The sequence below is a fragment of the Bacillus sp. 7_6_55CFAA_CT2 genome (assembly GCF_000238655.1).
GTDB classification, from domain to species: Bacteria; Bacillota; Bacilli; order Bacillales; family Bacillaceae_G; genus Bacillus_A; species Bacillus_A cereus.
In genome coordinates, this window is sequence record NZ_JH414710.1 from 135,937 (window position 1) to 153,732 (window position 17,796).

Here is a 17,796-nt window from a genome sequence, read left to right on the forward strand (position 1 = left end):
AACTTGTGATTTTCACAAGTTCTTTTTTTAGTGAATCAGGGCAGTTAAATAAGAAGTATTATTTTACCTTTCCTACAATTAATGCTATATTAAAAAATGTTACTTATCTTTTGTATGTAGCGTTATTTTTCCCTTTTGTTTGATTATGAAGAAAAAGGATAAACTAAATAAGAACATTTTCATTGAAAAATTGTTCAAGATTGCATACAATCAATATAGTTTTTAAATTCCTATCAGAATACTTGGAGGATTACTATCATGAAGAAATTATTTTCAGTGCTTGCAGTAACTACATTAGCGATCGGGATTGTAGCCGGCTGCGGTAAAGAAGAGAAAAAAGATACAGCTAGTCAAGACGCGTTACAAAAGATTAAACAAAGCGGTGAACTTGTAATTGGTACAGAAGGTACATATCCACCATTTACGTTCCACGATTCAAGCAATAAATTAACTGGATTTGACGTTGAATTAGCAGAAGAAGTTGCAAAACGTTTAGGTGTAAAACCTGTATTTAAAGAAACACAATGGGATAGCTTACTTGCTGGCCTTGATGCAAAACGTTTCGATATGGTTGCAAACGAAGTTGGTATTCGTGAAGATCGTCAAAAGAAATACGATTTCTCTAAGCCATACGTTTCATCTTCAGCGGCATTAGTTATTGCAAAAGATAAAGATAAGCCTGCTACATTTGCTGATGTAAAAGGATTAAAAGGAGCACAATCTTTAACGAGTAACTATGCAGATATCGCTAAGAAAAATGGTGCGGAAATTATTGGTGTAGAAGGATTTAGCCAAGCGGCAGAATTATTAGCTTCAGGACGCGTTGATTTTACAATTAATGATAAGTTATCAGTATTAAATTATTTAGAAACGAAAAAAGATGCAAAAATTAAAATTGTAGATACTGAAAAAGAAGCTTCAGAAAGTGGATTCTTATTCCGTAAAGGTAGCGATAAGCTTGTACAAGAAGTAGATAAAGCGTTAGAAGATATGAAAAAAGACGGTACGTATGACAAAATAACGAAAAAATGGTTCGGTGAAAATGTATCTAAGTAGTGCATTGGTTTCAGATCGATTGTCTACTTGGATAGATATTATGCAGACTTCCTTCATGCCTATGCTGAAGGAAGCTGTTTTTACAACAATTCCATTAACGCTTATTACATTTATTATCGGGATTATACTGGCAACGTTAACAGCGCTCGCACGTATTTCTGGTAGTCGTATTTTACAATGGATTGCTCGTATCTATGTATCTATCATTCGCGGAACGCCACTTCTTGTACAATTATTTATTATTTTCTATGGTCTTCCAACTCTTAATATTGAAGTTGAGCCATATACAGCAGCAGTTGTTGGATTTTCATTAAATGTCGGTGCATATGCATCTGAAATTATTCGTGCTTCTATCCTTTCCATTCCGAAAGGGCAGTGGGAAGCAGCTTATACAATTGGGATGACATATCCACAAGCATTAAAACGTGTTATTTTACCACAAGCAACGCGCGTATCAATCCCGCCGCTTTCGAATACATTTATTAGCTTAGTGAAAGATACTTCGTTAGCATCGTTAATTTTAGTAACAGAAATGTTCCGAAAAGCGCAGGAAATTGCGGCGATGAACTACGAGTTTTTAATTGTTTATTTTGAAGCAGGTCTTATTTATTGGGTTATTTGTTTCTTATTATCAATCGTACAACAGATGTTAGAAAAGCGTTCAGAACGCTACACATTAAAATAATCCTTTTACAAAAGGAGTTTTTGTTTTTATGATTTCAATTCAGCACTTACAAAAAAGTTTCGGAGATAATACCGTACTAAAGCATATAGATTTAACAGTTGAGAAGGGGGAGGTTGTTGTTATTATTGGTCCGTCTGGATCTGGTAAAACGACATTCTTACGTTGTCTCAATGTATTAGAAACGCCAAACGCTGGTAATATTCGTATCGGTAATAAAGAGCTTAACTTCTCTCAAAAAGTAACGAAGAAAGATATTGTTAATCTTCGTACGCAAACAGGTATGGTATTCCAGCACCATAATTTATTCCCGCATTTAACAGCACTTCAAAATGTAATGGAAGGGCTCGTTACAGTGAAAAAGATGGGGAAAGAAGAAGCAAAGAAAAAAGCACACTATTTCCTTGAAAAAGTTGGTTTAGCAGATAAAGTGGATTTATATCCGTTCCAATTATCAGGCGGACAGCAACAGCGCGTTGGAATTGCGCGCGCGCTTGCGATGGAGCCGGAAGTGTTACTATTTGATGAGCCGACGTCAGCGCTTGATCCTGAACTCGTTCAAGAAGTTCTGAAAGTAATGAAAGAACTTGCTAAAGAAGGCATGACAATGGTTATTGTAACGCACGAAATGCGTTTTGCACATCAAATTGCGAACCGTGTTATTTTCATGGATGGTGGTGTCGTTGTCGAACAAGGTACACCAGAAGAAGTATTTACAAATCCAAAAGAAGAACGTACGAAGAAGTTTTTACAAATGTTGCAATAAATTAAGGAAGGTCTCAAGGCATATGCCTTGAGACCTTTTTGCCATATATATTTATTTGTGGAATCCGCCAAGGCTTTGCTCAGCCATTGCAACTAGACGTTTTGTGATTTCTCCACCAACTGAACCGTTAGCGCGAGCCGTAGAATCTGCTCCTAATTGTACACCAAATTCTTGAGCGATTTCGTACTTCATTTGATCGATTGCAGCTGTTGCACCTGGTACTACTAATTGATTTGAAGAATTTTGGTTTGCCATAGGAATATATCCTCCTTAGAGTTATAAAAGTTTTTTTGGTTGGACTAGCTGGAGTTGAACCAGATTATCGCCCCGATTGGCGCTAATCCATCGGTAATTAAGTTTGTACTCATAGTATGGATGTTACCTAGAAAGATATACAAAATAATAATTTGTAAATTTTGTCAAAAAAACTTATTGATTTCGTAAATTATGAAATAAGAGTAATCGTTGTATTTTTAAGAAAACAGGCCAAACTAAGGAAGATATTAAATATAATTTTCTCATTGTAGCCTGCTACTTGTAGGCTAATTATTAGCTTCTTATATAGGATTCATTGAAATAAAAATGAGATCGGTAGCAACTTTATAGTTCTATTTTTAAGTAGAGATGGAGTGACCGCGGATAGGTGGTGCTCTCTTCACTCTAAAAAAGAGAGGCTTTAAACGATAACGTATGGAGGAATCATGATGGGAATTTGCCCGCTTTGCAACGCATTAGAATCACAAACATATTCTTGTCAAAATTGCCAAAGTATACTCCAAGATTATGGGAAGTCTGTAGATTATATAGACGATTATAGTGCCTATATGGATCAAGAATTATTAAGTGCAGTAGATGGTTTAACGCATAATAATTCAAATGAATATTGCAATCATATTTTTTATTGCGGAGTATGTAATGTGGAAACTGAGGTTGTAGTAAAACTTGTGTAAATAGAAAACTTCCACCTTATTATCTAGGTGGAAGTTTTTGTTTTTGCATTTGTGAGTGAATCATAGGAGAAGGGATACATTCGGTGTTTGATGAAGTCCCGGATTTTATTTGGGACATTTTTTCTTTTGTATCACGTAAAGAATGTTCAGTTAAGTAGATGGCATATTCGTAAAATAACTGGCGTGTCAGTTCACTTTGTTCTTTTAATTTGGCATCTTGGAATACAGTTCGCCCAGGTTTAGAGTTGGCTTCAAATAACCACGGATTTTCCTTTGTGTCTAAACCGATATCAAAACCAATCTCACCGATGTTTCCAGTTACTTGCTCGTCGAGTGCATAACTTATTTGCAGAGCTGTTTGTTTTAATTTATTTTCAATTTGAACTTGCTTCGTTGAATCTGGAAAAAGCTCTTGTAGCAATTTTGTATTACCGCCGCTATTTACGTGCGTTGTTAAACTGCCTTTGCCGGCGATTTTGGCGACGATTGCACTAACTATCCAATTACCGAAATGATTTTTATTTGTATGAATGCGGAAATCAACAGGTTGACCATCAAAGCGAAGTAACGAAATACCTTGCTGTACGATAAACTTTTTTAAATCATGCCCTTTTAATACGTGGTTTAGAAGAGTTTCTAATGATTGATACTTTCTCAGTTTGTTTTCTTCATTTTCGCGATAACGACAGTAGTAGCAATTTTCTGTTTGAGAATAAAATATTTGATGAATATTTCTACCAAAGCTCCCGTGTATTGGTTTCATGTACACTGATTTATATGTGCCAAGAAACCGTTCTACTTGTTCGAAATGCTGAAATGCTTCTGTATTTGGTAATAAGGGTTTAATTGATTCGTCTTTCATAAGATGTTGATGAACTTCCCATTTATTGAAAAACCCTGGGTTAAACCATGGAATGGAGTAGTCTTGTTCTAATTTTCTTTTTGCTCTGACAATTGGTTTGTAATTTTCTGCTTGTCGATTCGGTAGTCGATCGTAAATGACGTTTGGTAAAGGAACCTTTTTCTTTATCCATTGTTTCTCTCGAAAGAAATATCCTTCAATTGTTTCTTCTTCCCAGTTTATATGTTGAACGCCAAAGACGAATACGAACGGTCGTAATGAGAATGGTGGTGTTAACAACTCACTGAGAGCAATTGAACGATTTCCTAAAGGATTAGAAGAATCATCGTTAAAGCCAGTTGTAAAAATGCCGATTAATGGTCCGAAAATAATTGTTTGGTTTTGTGTGAATGCATGAATAGTAGTTGATTGAGGCAGTAAAAGTTTTTCGGCAATATGCTTTCCGATAATAATTTCGCGAGTAAAGGAATAATGAATTTTTACTTCTTCACTTGCTATATGACGTATGCCGAAGGAGAGGGATGTAATAGGTGGTGTAATAGAAAAAACGTAAGGTAAAGTAATGCTATTTGGATGTTCATCTGAAATATTTAATGTATATATATGTTCTTTCAAAATAGGTTTACCTCCTTTCATTATGGTGTAAAGCGACTGAATTTAAGTGGTCCGTGAAATATCTTTTCAGCTAATGAATCACTATGACGAATGTATTGTTCGTAAGGAGGGATCGTGTTGACATACATAAGCCAGATTGCACCTTTTTGATCCATAATTGTGGAAAGTTCTAGTTCAAATAACGAAGAATAAGACTGATCTAGTGTTTGGAATACTTCATTTATAATGTCGTGTAAAGCGTCGTGCAATAGTTGCACACCTGTACTAGATAGTACGTATTTAATTTTTGAAAATGAATGCAATGAATCATCGTCCGTTGTTGAGGGTAAAAGCTGATTAGGAAATGAGCTTTTTTGTATAAATTGACCGATAACATTCCAAGTTTGTTCTTTGTTTTTTTGCAAAATGGTTCGAATGTGCAGTGGATATGTTAATTGATTTGGTGGTTGTAGCATAATGTGCGCTATGTAACGTGATGAACGTATGTTAGATTTACACCAAGATATAAATTCGTCTGTGCGTTTGATTGGAATAGAAGTATGGTATTTTTCATTTACTGTATCGATCTGAAACGTTTTATTTTTGTAAGCGACTCGATATAAGTTATCTTTAGAATGTATATTAGTGGGGCGTATAATAATATCTTTAGTTTTTAACAACAGTTTGAAAATGTTTTGTATCGTCGCAATTTCAAATTTTGGTATATAAGGAGACAGTTTTTTATTAGTGAGAAATAAATCATGTAGTTCACTTGAATTAATAAGTGTGTTATTTAAAAAGGTAGTGGAAGGACGATTGTGCAAAGAGTGAATAATTGATTTTACTTTTTCAAAGTCTGTTTCCTCTTGAAAAGAATAACGATCATATATATAAGAAGGAATAGGGAATGTTTGCTTTTTCCATTTTCCTGTATCTGTATCGTAAATAAGACCAGAAACAAGGTCTGTTTTAGGATCAATACAAAATGGCGTAAACTGGGCAACGACATTATGATAAAGCCGAGCGCGTTTAGCGATTTCGGTGTAATACGTTTGCTCATAATGAAGTTTAGAAGTTAAAAGGCCGAGAACCAACGAAATCACTCCTTTACTACTATTTGCATAATAGGCGAAGCTATATATTGCAAATACGTTTTTATACCATTATACTTTTGTCCGTATGATGATATGCTATAGTTTTGGAGAAGTGAAAGGTTGATTGTAATGAATATATGGTTAAATATGTTAACGACGACAGGACTCGGAGCAATTATTGGAGGATATACGAATCATTTAGCGATAAAAATGTTATTTCGTCCTCATCGTCCTATTTATATCGGAAAGTTTCAAGTTCCATTTACACCAGGGTTAATTCCGAAGCGGCGTGATGAACTTGCTGTTCAATTAGGAAAAATGGTTGTAGAACATTTGTTAACACCAGAAGGAATCGGAAAAAAGCTAACAAATGAAGAGTTTCAAAAAGGTTTAATTCACTGGGCGCAAGTGGAAGTGGATAAAGTAATTACGAATGAACAATCACTGCGATATATGTTAGAAAAATGGAATGTAGCACATGTAGAAGAAGAAGCAACTCGAAAAATCGAACATGTGATTACAGAAAAAATTCATGCATTTTTAGCAGAGTATTATACATATACATGGGAACAGGCTTTACCTCATTCTGTACATGAAAAGATAGAGAATGCGATTCCGAATGCCTCGGCGTTTATTTTAGAGCGAGGAATTAGCTTTTTTGAAAGTGAAGAAGGGAAAGCGCGTCTTTCAAAAATGATTGATGATTTCTTTGCTTCTCGTGGAACGCTACTTAACTTAGTTGGGATGTTTTTAGGAAATGTGAGTCTAGTGGATCGTGTGCAGCCAGAAGTTATTAAGTTTTTAGGGCAAGATGCTACAAAGCAGCTTTTAACTGACGTACTGCAAAAAGAGTGGGAAAAGTTAAAAGGAAGAGATGTAAAAGAATTAGAAGCATTTGTAGAGAAAGAAATGATTGTAAGCTCCGTGCTGTCAGCAGTTAAAGTAGAGGAAACAGTGAGTAAGTTTTTAAATCAATCGGTTCAGCAAGTATGTGAACCAGTTCGAGAAACAATTATTGAAAAAGTGGTTCCAAGTGCAGTAACGAAAGGCTTAAAGTGGGGAACAGAAAACGTAGAGAGTATACTAAACAATCTACACCTTGCGGAAATTGTCCAGCAAGAAGTGTCTACATTCTCAACAGAAAGATTAGAAGACTTAGTTCTGTCTATTACGAAAAACGAATTAAAAATGATTACGTATTTAGGAGCGTTATTAGGCGGAATAATCGGGCTCGTACAAGGATTGTTACTATTGTTTCTTAGATAATAAGGTGAGTACATAGAAATAAAAGTGAAATTTCTTCACATCTCTTGCATAGTTTGATATGGTAAGAAGAGGTGCGTATGTAAATGCACTGAAAAGGCAGTGCGTATGAAAAGCGCTAGCCTTCTAAAGGAGGAAAAATAAAATGACAAAGAACATTCATGATGTTGCATATGAATTACAAAAAGCAATCGCTGAAAACGATGACTTCAAAACTTTAAAAGAGAGCTACGCAGCAGTTCAAGCTGACACAGCTTCAAAGAACTTATTCGATGAGTTCCGTACAATGCAACTTAGCCTACAACAAAAAATGATGCAAGGCCAAGAAATCACTGAAGAAGACAACCAACAAGCACAAGAAGTTGTAGCTCGCATTCAACAAGATGCTAAAATTACAAAATTAATGGAAACTGAGCAACGCCTAAACGTTGTAATCGGTGACGTTAACAAAATTATCATGAAGCCACTTGAAGAATTATATAGCGCGCAACAACAAGCATAATAGTGTAAGACGCTCCTAGTTTAGGAGCGTCTTTTTTGTTTAGGGAATTTAATAGTTATATCACAAAAGCTCCCTTTCAAAATAGCCATTTCTTATTGATTATTTTGAAAGGGATATGTAACACATCGGTTAATTTTTTTATTGCTGTTAATTGAAGTTTTAATATTTTTTTCTTTCAAAAACTTTTCAATCTCTTTTTGTTTCCTCCCATTTATTTTCTCAAGGCGTTTCGTAAAAGAAAAATTCGCCTTGAATAAGTTACCATCTTGGGCGAGTTTGTCCAACTCTTGATCTAGTTCTACTGAAAGTGCTGTAGACGATGAAATAAATTCATATATTTCTTTTGAAGGCTTTTTGTAATCATCAGGGATTGTATTGTTACTAATAAAATTATGGAAGTTTGCATCATTTTGCTTCGCTAACTCTATTAGTTTTTGTAATTTTTCTCGGTCAGATTCAGTGAAATTCTTATCAGAATTTGTTGAAGCGAGAGGAATTATATTTTCAGCTAACTCCCAACTATAATCTATATAATTTTTTATATTTTGTTTCATTTCGTCTTCACTAATAGTTTCATTTTTCTTTGAGGAACTAAATATATTTTCTGGAACTTTAATAGCAACATCTTTGATAGATTGTACATCATTTTTTTCCTTAGGCTGTACACTGTTTGAACAAGCTGATAGAAATAACATTGTAAGTAACATGAATGGGTATAAAATATAATTTTTCATCTTAATCTCCTTTTGCATTAGTGTCGTTGCAAAATAGCTACATTCCATTTCAAATATTTAACTAAAGCTACGTATAGATGTTTTATTATTTGATAACATATGACTGATATTAGTAAGCCGATGCAAAAGGCTATGAATACATTGTAAACATCGGAATAACTGATTTGATGAAACCCTTTAAAGAATCCTAACCCTATTAATAATATAGGTGAAATAATTAATAACGGTGTAGCAATTATAAGTGCTAGAAGAAGCGGTAATAGAAAGAGTAATACGAAAAAGGCGATAATGATAAATATAAAGTTTAAAAGACTTAAGCTCATAACAGAAAACAGTGCTGTCATAATGTTTTTTAGGCTGCGTTTCTTGTCAGCTTTACTGATTACATATGAAATATTAAGTTCTTTAGCGATAGTTTTAGGGTTTCCTAGCTTTTTAGAAATTTCCTCTTCAGATATTCCATCTTGTTTACCACTAATAAAATGAGTTTCGTACTCCGAGATAATATCCTCCTTTTCTAAATTAGGCATATTCTGCAGAGAGGAACTAAGTTGTTCCAAAAATTCATTTTTGTTCATAACAATCACTTTCCTTTATAGAATGATGAATTACAGTTGAGAATCTTATCTTCTTTCTAAACAGCACAATCTATATCTACCTTTTGAAGGGTATATATAAATCATAAAAAATATTCCAAATAATGGTTATTCCATTATTTACAAATATATCACTTGCTATTATTCTTTGCAAGGTACTATAAAATTTTTAATAATGTAAATGGGTGGAAATATTTTTGCGCATTTTTAGAAGAGATATAAAAATGTTATTTTAAGATAAACAAAAGGTTGTAAGCGTATTCTTTGAATTTTGTCAAAATAATGTCGAATTCATATTGTTGGAAAAATAATGCATTTGTAATATAATGATAAATGATACTTCACCACATTAATTAACTAGGTGAAATTAAAATCTTTATTACACAAATTATGAAACAAAGGAATGATTAGTTTGAGTACAGATGTAAAAGCAAACGACGTGAAGACAAAAACAAAAGGAGCAGATCTTGTTGTTGATTGTTTAATTAAACAAGGTGTTACACATGTTTTCGGTATTCCAGGAGCGAAGATTGACTCTGTATTTGATGTACTGCAAGAAAGAGGACCAGAGTTAATTGTTTGTCGTCATGAACAAAACGCAGCATTTATGGCAGCTGCTATTGGTAGATTAACAGGGAAACCGGGCGTATGTCTTGTAACTTCAGGACCAGGGACATCAAATTTAGCGACAGGTCTTGTTACTGCGAATGCGGAGAGTGATCCCGTTGTTGCTTTAGCTGGTGCAGTTCCGCGTACAGATCGATTAAAACGTACGCATCAATCTATGGATAATGCTGCACTATTCGAACCAATCACAAAATATAGCGTAGAAGTAGAGCATCCTGATAATGTGCCAGAAGCACTATCGAATGCATTCCGAAGTGCGACTTCCACAAATCCAGGCGCTACTTTAGTAAGTCTGCCGCAAGACGTTATGACTGCGGAAACGACTGTAGAGTCTATCGGTGCGCTTTCTAAGCCACAGCTTGGAATCGCTCCCACACATGATATTACATATGTAGTAGATAAAATAAAAGCAGCGAAATTACCAGTTATTTTACTCGGTATGAGAGCGAGCACAAATGAAGTGACGAAAGCCGTTCGTAAATTAATTGCGGATACAGAACTTCCTGTCGTTGAAACATATCAAGCGGCTGGTGCCATTTCACGTGAGTTAGAAGATCATTTCTTCGGCCGTGTTGGACTATTCCGTAACCAACCAGGTGATATTTTACTAGAAGAGGCAGATCTTGTTATTTCTATCGGTTATGATCCAATTGAGTATGATCCAAAGTTCTGGAATAAACTTGGAGACAGAACGATTATTCATCTTGATGACCATCAAGCAGATATCGATCATGATTACCAACCACAGCGTGAATTAATTGGTGATATTGCCTTAACAGTAAATAGCATCGCAGAAAAGTTACCGAAACTTGTGTTAAGTACGAAATCAGAAGCAGTGTTAGAACGATTACGCGCGAAATTATCAGAACAAGCAGAAGTTCCAAATCGTCCTTCAGAAGGTGTTACACATCCGCTTCAAGTGATTCGTACACTTCGTTCTTTAATTAGTGACGACACAACCGTTACATGTGACATCGGTTCCCATTCTATTTGGATGGCGAGATGTTTCCGTTCTTATGAACCACGTAGATTATTATTTAGTAACGGTATGCAGACGTTAGGTGTTGCACTTCCTTGGGCAATTGCTGCTACTTTAGTAGAACCAGGTAAAAAAGTAGTTTCCGTATCAGGTGACGGTGGTTTCTTATTCTCAGCGATGGAGTTAGAAACGGCGGTACGTTTAAATTCTCCAATCGTCCATCTTGTTTGGAGAGACGGCACATATGATATGGTTGCATTCCAACAAATGATGAAATACGGCAGAACATCAGCTACAGAGTTTGGTGATGTTGATCTTGTTAAATATGCGGAAAGTTTCGGGGCGTTAGGTCTTCGTGTTAACACGCCTGATGAATTAGAAGGGGTATTGAAAGAAGCACTAGCAGCAGACGGCCCTGTCATTATTGATATTCCAATTGACTATCGTGACAACATTAAATTAAGTGAAAAGTTATTACCAAACCAATTAAACTAATGGAGGCAGATTTGAGATGACTGTTGCGCAATTAATTGATATTGATGCAAAAAAAACGAAAATGAGTAATGAAGTATATCAAACATCTACAATGCTTGCGCTATTAGATGGTGTATATGATGGTGTGATTAGCTTTGAAGATTTGAAAAAACATGGTGATTTCGGCATCGGCACATTTGATCAATTAGACGGTGAAATGATTGCATTTGATAATGGATTTTATCATTTACGTTCAGACGGTTCAGCGGAAAAAGTAGAGCCAGAAGAAACAACGCCATTTGCAACTGTAACGTTTTTTGAAAAAGAAATGAGTTATACGGTAGAGCGTTCGATGAATCGTGAAGAAGTTGAAGCGGTATTACATGAATTAATGCCAAGTAAAAACTTATTTTACGCTATTCGAATGGACGGTACGTTCCGTGAAGTAAGAACGAGAACTGTTCCAAGACAAGAAAAACCGTATACACCACTCGTTGAAGTGACGAAATCGCAACCAATCTTTTCGTTTGAAAATACAGAAGGTACGCTTGCTGGATTTTGGACACCAGATTACGCACAAGGTATTGGGGTAGCTGGATTCCACTTACATTACATTGATGATGAAAGAAGCGGAGGCGGACATGTTTTCGACTATGTTGTAGAAAACTGCACGATCCAAATTTGTCAAAAAGCTCATATGCATTTAGCACTTCCAGAAACAGCAGATTTTATGGCGGCTGAATTATCAAGAGAAAACTTAGAGGATAATATTGCAACTGCGGAAGGTGCGGAGTAAAAGGAGAAGACTGTTCCACTTTGGAACAGTCTTCTTTTATTTGTCGGTAAGTCGATATCGTTTATTTCTTTGAAACAAACGGATGTCCCTCATAATAAAAACGCCACGGATAATGTACAGCTTCTTCTGCATAGTCGATATTAATACGAGGTCCTGCTGTTATTTTATATTGTAATGATATGTGTTCTTCTTTTGGAACTAATTCAATATGTAACGTATCACTTTGTAACGATACACCGCGTTCTTTTAAAGTGATGCCAAGTGCACGGCATAGTTTGCCAGGACCGTTCGTTAAATTTTTGTACTGCGCTTTTGTAATTTCGGTCTTATTGTAGCGCGCTAGTTTTATTTCTTCTATTCCATCTACCGGCTCAAGAGCTCGAATGAGAACACCTTGCGGGGTGCCCACTGGCGCTGTAATAACGTTAAAGCAATGATACATACCGTAAATTAAATATACGTAAGCATGCCCTGGTGCACCAAACATAACTTCTGTGCGATCTGTCCGTCTGCCTCCGTAACTATGTGCGGCCTTATCATCTGGGCCTTTATATGCTTCTACTTCTACAATGATTCCGCTTCGCTTTATTCCGTCTACAATATGAACAAGTTTTTGCCCGAGTAATTTTTTTGCGACTTCTAACGTGTCGCCTTCATAAAAAGAAGGAGGTGCCTGCATTGTACTATCTCCTTTGCTAAGTGTATATGTATATAGTAAACCAAATTTTCAGTAGTAATTCTAACTCGTTCTATTTGCTACATTTATTTCATAAATTATGGATAGAGTACAACAGCGAAGAGGGGGAGTGCGACATGATTTATCGCTTACTAGCTCTTAATATAGATGGGACACTACTATACAACAATGGAAAAATTGCAAAAGGATTACGAGAAACAATTGAATTTGTGAAAAGAAAAGATGTATACGTTACGTTATTTACGAGTCGTAATTTTCAATCCGCTCATAAAGTAGCAAAGGCGTTAAAATTAGATTCTATATTAGTGACACATGGTGGTGCTTTCGTTTCAGCAACGTTAGATAAGCCGTACGTTCAAAGAAGATTATCTGAAGAGAAGACTTTTAATATTGTGCAAGTGTTAGAGCACTTTGATTGTAACGTACGTATTTCTCATGAACGGTTTTCAATCGGAAATCGTGAGAGAAATACACCAAACTTAATTGCGCGCACTGTATTATCAAGTGCAGACCCGTTATTTTATCCAGTTCAATTTGTAGATTCGTTAGGTGATGCGCTTCGTGACCATCCGGTAGCGGCGCCAAAAATTGATGTTATTTTCCAAACGAAAGGTGAAAAAGAAAGAGGACTGAACACATTAAGAAAAGCATTTCAAGATGTAGAGTATGTTGAATGTGATTCAAAACGAATAGAAATTTTACCGCAAAATGTATCAAAGTTACGTGGATTACAATTGCTTGGAGAGCATTTAAATATTGCGCTAAATGAAATGGTTGCGATTGGAGATAGTATGGAAGATTTAGAGATTATTGAAAACGTGGGACTTGGGGTAGCAATGGGGAACTCGCCTGTAGAATTAAAGCAAGCAGCAGATTGGATTACACGTTCAAATAGCGAAAACGGTGTAGAGTATATGATTAAAGAGCATTTCCGTAAGCAATTCCCGCTTCCGTTTTTGAAGAATCATAAAAATACACCGAAACGATGACAGAAAAACGTAGCTTTTTGGCTACGTTTTTTTGTTTATCTTATTAAAAACAGTGAAAGCGTTTTAAAATATGAATTGTGTATGAAATCTATACAATTCACTTGAATCCTTTAGAAAACTAATGTAAAGTGAATGATGTTGCCAAAATAGTTACACCACATGAAATATTCTTCAGATTAATTTTATTGGGCTCCCATACGTAAAAGTATTTCCGCATGACAGTTTAGTTCACGTATTATTTCAAAAATGAATTGTAGCAATCTTATTAAGTAGTTGTAGTGTTTCTTTGTTTTATTTAAATGGATTATTTTAAGTTAATGTGAGTAAGGTTTGGTACATATGATATGTACTTCTTTTTGTGGTTTTAGGAAGTTTAAAAGGGGGAATGAATTTCTTGAGGAAATCATTTAATCAAAAAATTAAAAAGTTAAGTAGTAGTTTAATAGTTGTATTACTAATATGTATGAATTTTTTAATCCACTTACCATTTAAAGCAGAGGCAGCTACAACAGAATTAAAAGGTTTAGGTGATGTATCTTATTACAATGCCATCATTTTTGGAGATCATAGTGCAACGAGTGCGGATATTGAAGGTGCGATGGCTGTTCAGAAAAATATGAACGCATCAAGTTATACAGTCGTAGCGGCTGCAACTGGAGCAAATAACTTAGCTGGAGCAACTTGGGTAGATGAAGGATATCCATCATTATTACTAGGCGGTCAATTTACGAAAGCGGGAGCAGGACAAGTAATTATTCAAGATGGAACAGTGGCGATGACAAAAGACGGTGACCCAGATGGCGCAATGAAAACATCATATGACCGTATCTCTTATAAAGAGCAAGCGGAGATTGATGCTAAGTTTAAAGAATTTAGAAAAGACGTTGATGGTGTAATCGGGGATGCAAGTAAACTACAGACTGATAAGCCAAAACCTAATATGAGCTTTGGCATCGGTGAAGATTTAAATAACCCTAATATTTATGTCTCTTCAGGCCAAACTGGAAAGAAAACATTTGATGTAAAAGACGTTTTTCTTCCGAATGTAGAGAATAAAGACTTTATTGTTATTTATTCAGATGCAGAAGAAGTGAGTTTTGGTGGCGGTGCAATTTTGTATGATACAAGAAATACTGGGATAGCGACGGATTTAATTAATACATCTCAAGCATACGATCCTAATTCATCTTTTACTGAGTTAGCTAGTAAGGTAATTTGGGTATTTCCTAATGCTACAAAGATAACAACTAAAGGTTATGGTGTAGTAGGTAGTGTGTTTGCACCTAATGCAGTTGTAGAAACAAAAGGTGGTTCTATTAATGGACAAGCCTATGTTGGAGGATTACACCAAAGAGATGGTTTTGAGGTTCATAACTTTAAATTTAACTGGCCAAAGTGGAATAAACCAGCAGTTGAAAAAGGACATTTACAAATTAAAAAAGTTGATGAAAAAGATGAAAATATTGTTTTAAAAGACGCAAAATTTGATGTTATAGACAAAGATAATAACGTTGTGGCTACTGTTACAACAAACGAAAAGGGTATTGCGGAAGTTAAAGATTTACCACTTGGTGACTATTTTGTAAAAGAAATAAATGCACCAGAAGGATATATAAAAGTTGATACACCAGTCAAAATAACAATTGATAATACAAACGTAATTGAACTTGTTATGAAGAATACGAAAAAAGTAGAGAATGGCCAATTTAAATTATTGAAAAAAGATAGTGAATCTGGTCAACTTCTACCAGGTGCAAAATTTGATGTTATCGATAAAGATGGGAAAGTTGTGGAAACAATTGTTACAGATGATAAAGGTGAAGCCTTATCGAAACAACTTCCAGTTGGAAGCTATACATTAAAAGAAGTAGAAGCACCGAAAGGATATGAATTATCATCTAGTTCAGTTTCTGTTAATGTAGAGGCTAATAAAGTAGTGACTGTAGATGTGGTGAATAAAAAGATCCCCGAAAAAGTAACAGGTCAATTTGAAATTGTGAAAGTAGATGCGGAAGATAAAACGAAAGTATTATCAGATGCAGAATTCGAAGTGTATAAAGATGGTAAAAAAGTAGATACGTTACGAACAGATAAAACTGGTAAAGTAGTTTCTCAGAAATTAGAACCAGGAACATACACATTAAAAGAAACAAAAGCACCACAAGGATATAAATTGCTAAAAGAAGAAATTGAAGTCGTTGTGGAAGCGGACAAAGTAGTAGAAGTACAAATAGAAAATGCAAAAGAACTAGGAAGCTTACAAGTAATCAAAAAGGATGCAGAAAGTGGAAAAGTTCTAGCAGGTGCGGAATTTAAATTAAAGAACGAAGCTGGTCAAGTAGTTGGAGAAGCGAAAACAACGAATAAAGACGGTGTTGTAAAATTCGAAAACTTAGTGCCAGGAAAGTACACGTTAGAGGAAACGAAAGCGCCGGAAGGTTATAAGGCGTTAGAAGTAACAGTAGAAGTAAACGTTGTAGCGAACGAAGTAGTAAAACAAGAAGTTACGAATGAAAAAGTAACAGGTCAATTCGAAATCGTGAAAGTAGATGCGAATGATAAAACGGAATTGTTATCAGGTGCAGAATTCGAAGTGTATAAAGATGGTAAAAAGGTAGCGGAACTGAAAACAGATGAGAGTGGAAAAGTGATGTCACCAAAATTACCGCTAGGTGAATACACAGTGAAAGAAACGAAAGCACCAGCGGGCTACAAGCTTTCAAATAAAGAATGGAAAGTAACAATTCAAAACGAGAAAGAAGTAGTAAAAGTAGAGGCAGAAAACGAAAAAATCTTAGGTTCTCTACAAATTATTAAAATGGATGATAAAGATCAAACGAAACGCTTAGCAGGCGCAGAATTTACATTGAAAGATGCGAAAGGAAATGTTGTAAAAGAAGGAATTACAACAGATAAGTCTGGAACGGTTAAAGTAGACGGACTTGTGCCAGGGGAATATACGTTAGAAGAAACAAAAGCACCAGAAGGTTATGAGTTAACAAAACAAATAATTCATGTAACAGTTGACGGTGAAAAAGTTATTGATGTAAAAGTAACGAACGGTAAGAGCCTTGGGCAATTCGAAATCGTAAAAGTAGATGCTCAAGATAAAACGAAAGTATTATCAGATGCAGAATTCGAAGTGTATAAAGATGGTAAAAAAGTAGATACGTTACGAACAGATAAAACTGGTAAAGTAGTTTCACAGAAATTAGAACCAGGAAAGTATACATTAAAAGAAACGAAAGCACCACAAGGATATAAATTGTTAAAAGAAGAAATTGAAGTCGTTGTGGAAGCAAACAAAGTAGTAGAAGTACAAATAGAAAATGCGAAAGAACTAGGAAGCTTACAAGTAATCAAAAAGGATGCAGAGAGTGGAACAGTTCTAGCAGGTGCAGAATTTAAATTAAAGAACGAAGCTGGTCAAGTAGTTGGAGAAGCGAAAACAACGAATAAAGAAGGTGTTGTGAAATTCGAAAACTTAGTGCCAGGAAAGTACACGTTAGAGGAAACAAAAGCGCCAGAAGGTTATAAGGCGTTAGAAGTAACAGTAGAAGTAAACGTTGTAGCAAATGAAGTAGTAAAACAAGAAGTTATGAATGAAAAAGTGAAAGAAGAAATTACAGGTCAATTAGAAATTACAAAGGTAGACGCTAATAATACAAATAAAATATTAGCAGGCGCAGTGTTTGAAATTTGGAAAGACGGAACAAAAATCGACACATTAACAACAAACAAGAGCGGTAAAGCGACTTCTAAGAAGTTAGAACCAGGAGATTACACTTTAAAAGAAATCCAAGCGCCAGAAGGATATACTTTATCCGATAAGGAAATGAAATTTACGATTTCTAATGAAAAAATTGAATTTGTAAAACTTCAAATTACAAATAAAAAAGATACAGAAAAAGGTCCGGAAAAACCAGGTGAAGGAACAGAAAAACCAGGTGAAGGAACAGAAAAACCAGGTGAAGGAACAGAAAAACCAGGTGAAGGAACAGAAAAACCAGGTGAAGGAACAGAAAAACCAGGTGAAGGAACAGAAAAACCAGGTGAAGGAACAGAAAAACCAGGTGAAGGAACAGAAAACCAGGTGAAGGAACAGAAAACCAGGTAGAAGGAACAGAAAACCAGG

Annotated in this window: 16 protein-coding genes; 10 read left to right on the plus strand and 6 right to left on the minus strand. The window is 35.2% G+C overall.

Annotated features, from left to right (window positions below; all coding sequences use genetic code 11):
• Positions 1 to 258: 258 nt before the first annotated feature.
• Genes HMPREF1014_RS16315 through HMPREF1014_RS16325 form a run of 3 tightly spaced genes read left to right on the plus strand, consistent with a single transcriptional unit; the run spans position 259 to position 2,504 of the window.
• Complete coding sequence (locus HMPREF1014_RS16315) at positions 259 to 1,056, plus strand: amino acid ABC transporter substrate-binding protein (protein ID WP_000732843.1); 798 nt, start codon at positions 259 to 261, stop codon at positions 1,054 to 1,056.
• The gene (locus tag HMPREF1014_RS16320; RefSeq protein WP_000281499.1) at positions 1,043 to 1,741 is read left to right on the plus strand and encodes an amino acid ABC transporter permease; all 699 of its coding nucleotides are present in this window, start codon (positions 1,043 to 1,045) and stop codon (positions 1,739 to 1,741) included. The genes HMPREF1014_RS16315 and HMPREF1014_RS16320 overlap by 14 nt, the downstream gene beginning before the upstream one ends.
• Positions 1,742 to 1,769: 28 nt before the next feature.
• The gene (locus HMPREF1014_RS16325; RefSeq protein ID WP_000623608.1) at positions 1,770 to 2,504 is read left to right on the plus strand and encodes an amino acid ABC transporter ATP-binding protein; all 735 of its coding nucleotides are present in this window, start codon (positions 1,770 to 1,772) and stop codon (positions 2,502 to 2,504) included.
• A gap of 51 nt (positions 2,505 to 2,555) precedes the next feature.
• Here the strand turns inward: HMPREF1014_RS16325 and sasP are convergent, their stop codons facing one another.
• Positions 2,556 to 2,759 (minus strand): small acid-soluble spore protein, SasP family, encoded by a 204-nt coding sequence (sasP, locus tag HMPREF1014_RS16330; protein WP_000013338.1) that lies wholly within the window; start codon positions 2,757 to 2,759, stop codon positions 2,556 to 2,558.
• Positions 2,760 to 3,208: 449 nt separating this feature from the next.
• On the opposite strand from sasP, the gene HMPREF1014_RS16335 reads away from it, so the two are divergent.
• Positions 3,209 to 3,454 (plus strand): hypothetical protein, encoded by a 246-nt coding sequence (locus HMPREF1014_RS16335; protein ID WP_000510474.1) that lies wholly within the window; start codon positions 3,209 to 3,211, stop codon positions 3,452 to 3,454.
• 19 nt (positions 3,455 to 3,473) lie between these two features.
• On the opposite strand, the gene HMPREF1014_RS16340 is transcribed toward HMPREF1014_RS16335, so the two are convergent.
• Positions 3,474 to 4,931: a YheC/YheD family endospore coat-associated protein gene (locus HMPREF1014_RS16340; RefSeq protein ID WP_000658101.1), complete on the minus strand. Its 1,458-nt coding sequence runs from the start codon at positions 4,929 to 4,931 to the stop codon at positions 3,474 to 3,476.
• A 20-nt stretch (positions 4,932 to 4,951) separates the two neighbouring features.
• Positions 4,952 to 6,004 (minus strand): YheC/YheD family endospore coat-associated protein, encoded by a 1,053-nt coding sequence (locus tag HMPREF1014_RS16345; protein WP_000242812.1) that lies wholly within the window; start codon positions 6,002 to 6,004, stop codon positions 4,952 to 4,954.
• Positions 6,005 to 6,133: 129 nt separating this feature from the next.
• On the opposite strand from HMPREF1014_RS16345, the gene HMPREF1014_RS16350 reads away from it, so the two are divergent.
• Entirely contained in the window at positions 6,134 to 7,270 is a 1,137-nt protein-coding gene (locus HMPREF1014_RS16350; RefSeq protein WP_157466028.1) for a DUF445 domain-containing protein, read from the plus strand.
• Positions 7,271 to 7,412: 142 nt separating this feature from the next.
• On the plus strand, positions 7,413 to 7,769 hold the full coding sequence (locus HMPREF1014_RS16355; RefSeq protein WP_000164610.1) for a YlbF/YmcA family competence regulator: 357 nt from the start codon (positions 7,413 to 7,415) through the stop codon (positions 7,767 to 7,769).
• Positions 7,770 to 7,861: 92 nt separating this feature from the next.
• Here HMPREF1014_RS16355 and HMPREF1014_RS16360 read toward each other — a convergent pair whose 3' ends face one another.
• Positions 7,862 to 8,503, minus strand: a complete 642-nt coding sequence (locus HMPREF1014_RS16360) for an NDxxF motif lipoprotein (protein WP_000800755.1) — start codon at positions 8,501 to 8,503, stop codon at positions 7,862 to 7,864.
• A 17-nt stretch (positions 8,504 to 8,520) separates the two neighbouring features.
• Positions 8,521 to 9,081: an HAAS signaling domain-containing protein gene (locus tag HMPREF1014_RS16365; RefSeq protein WP_001038634.1), complete on the minus strand. Its 561-nt coding sequence runs from the start codon at positions 9,079 to 9,081 to the stop codon at positions 8,521 to 8,523.
• Positions 9,082 to 9,511: 430 nt separating this feature from the next.
• Here HMPREF1014_RS16365 and alsS point away from each other — a divergent pair, with 430 nt between their 5' ends.
• The gene (gene alsS, locus HMPREF1014_RS16370; protein ID WP_000102391.1) at positions 9,512 to 11,200 is read left to right on the plus strand and encodes an acetolactate synthase AlsS; all 1,689 of its coding nucleotides are present in this window, start codon (positions 9,512 to 9,514) and stop codon (positions 11,198 to 11,200) included.
• Positions 11,201 to 11,216: 16 nt separating this feature from the next.
• Complete coding sequence (alsD, locus tag HMPREF1014_RS16375) at positions 11,217 to 11,975, plus strand: alpha-acetolactate decarboxylase (protein ID WP_000215013.1); 759 nt, start codon at positions 11,217 to 11,219, stop codon at positions 11,973 to 11,975.
• 61 nt (positions 11,976 to 12,036) lie between these two features.
• On the opposite strand, the gene HMPREF1014_RS16380 is transcribed toward alsD, so the two are convergent.
• The gene (locus HMPREF1014_RS16380) at positions 12,037 to 12,654 is read right to left on the minus strand and encodes a DNA-3-methyladenine glycosylase (RefSeq protein WP_001148796.1); all 618 of its coding nucleotides are present in this window, start codon (positions 12,652 to 12,654) and stop codon (positions 12,037 to 12,039) included.
• A 134-nt stretch (positions 12,655 to 12,788) separates the two neighbouring features.
• Between HMPREF1014_RS16380 and HMPREF1014_RS16385 the strand changes: the two genes are divergently transcribed.
• Together HMPREF1014_RS16385 and HMPREF1014_RS30225 are read left to right on the plus strand one after the other, a co-directional pair.
• On the plus strand, positions 12,789 to 13,661 hold the full coding sequence (locus HMPREF1014_RS16385) for a Cof-type HAD-IIB family hydrolase (RefSeq protein WP_000640416.1): 873 nt from the start codon (positions 12,789 to 12,791) through the stop codon (positions 13,659 to 13,661).
• A gap of 394 nt (positions 13,662 to 14,055) precedes the next feature.
• A complete protein-coding gene (locus tag HMPREF1014_RS30225) occupies positions 14,056 to 17,778 on the plus strand; it encodes an MSCRAMM family protein (protein ID WP_009327182.1) in 3,723 nt (1,240 codons plus the stop codon).
• Positions 17,779 to 17,796 lie beyond the last annotated feature (18 nt).

What these genes read in the sequence shown, in the direction of transcription:
- HMPREF1014_RS16315 (WP_000732843.1), top strand. Translation starts at nt 259, where the DNA reads ATGAAGAAATTATTTTCAGTGCTTGCAGTAACTACATTAGCGATCGGG.
- alsD (WP_000215013.1), top strand. Translation starts at nt 11,217, where the DNA reads ATGACTGTTGCGCAATTAATTGATATTGATGCAAAAAAAACGAAAATG.
- HMPREF1014_RS16360 (WP_000800755.1), bottom strand. Translation starts at nt 8,503, where the DNA reads ATGAAAAATTATATTTTATACCCATTCATGTTACTTACAATGTTATTT.
- HMPREF1014_RS16325 (WP_000623608.1), top strand. Translation starts at nt 1,770, where the DNA reads ATGATTTCAATTCAGCACTTACAAAAAAGTTTCGGAGATAATACCGTA.
- HMPREF1014_RS16365 (WP_001038634.1), bottom strand. Translation starts at nt 9,081, where the DNA reads ATGAACAAAAATGAATTTTTGGAACAACTTAGTTCCTCTCTGCAGAAT.
- HMPREF1014_RS16350 (WP_157466028.1), top strand. Translation starts at nt 6,134, where the DNA reads ATGAATATATGGTTAAATATGTTAACGACGACAGGACTCGGAGCAATT.
- HMPREF1014_RS16385 (WP_000640416.1), top strand. Translation starts at nt 12,789, where the DNA reads ATGATTTATCGCTTACTAGCTCTTAATATAGATGGGACACTACTATAC.
- HMPREF1014_RS16380 (WP_001148796.1), bottom strand. Translation starts at nt 12,654, where the DNA reads ATGCAGGCACCTCCTTCTTTTTATGAAGGCGACACGTTAGAAGTCGCA.
- HMPREF1014_RS16335 (WP_000510474.1), top strand. Translation starts at nt 3,209, where the DNA reads ATGGGAATTTGCCCGCTTTGCAACGCATTAGAATCACAAACATATTCT.
- sasP (WP_000013338.1), bottom strand. Translation starts at nt 2,759, where the DNA reads ATGGCAAACCAAAATTCTTCAAATCAATTAGTAGTACCAGGTGCAACA.
- HMPREF1014_RS16320 (WP_000281499.1), top strand. Translation starts at nt 1,043, where the DNA reads ATGTATCTAAGTAGTGCATTGGTTTCAGATCGATTGTCTACTTGGATA.
- HMPREF1014_RS16355 (WP_000164610.1), top strand. Translation starts at nt 7,413, where the DNA reads ATGACAAAGAACATTCATGATGTTGCATATGAATTACAAAAAGCAATC.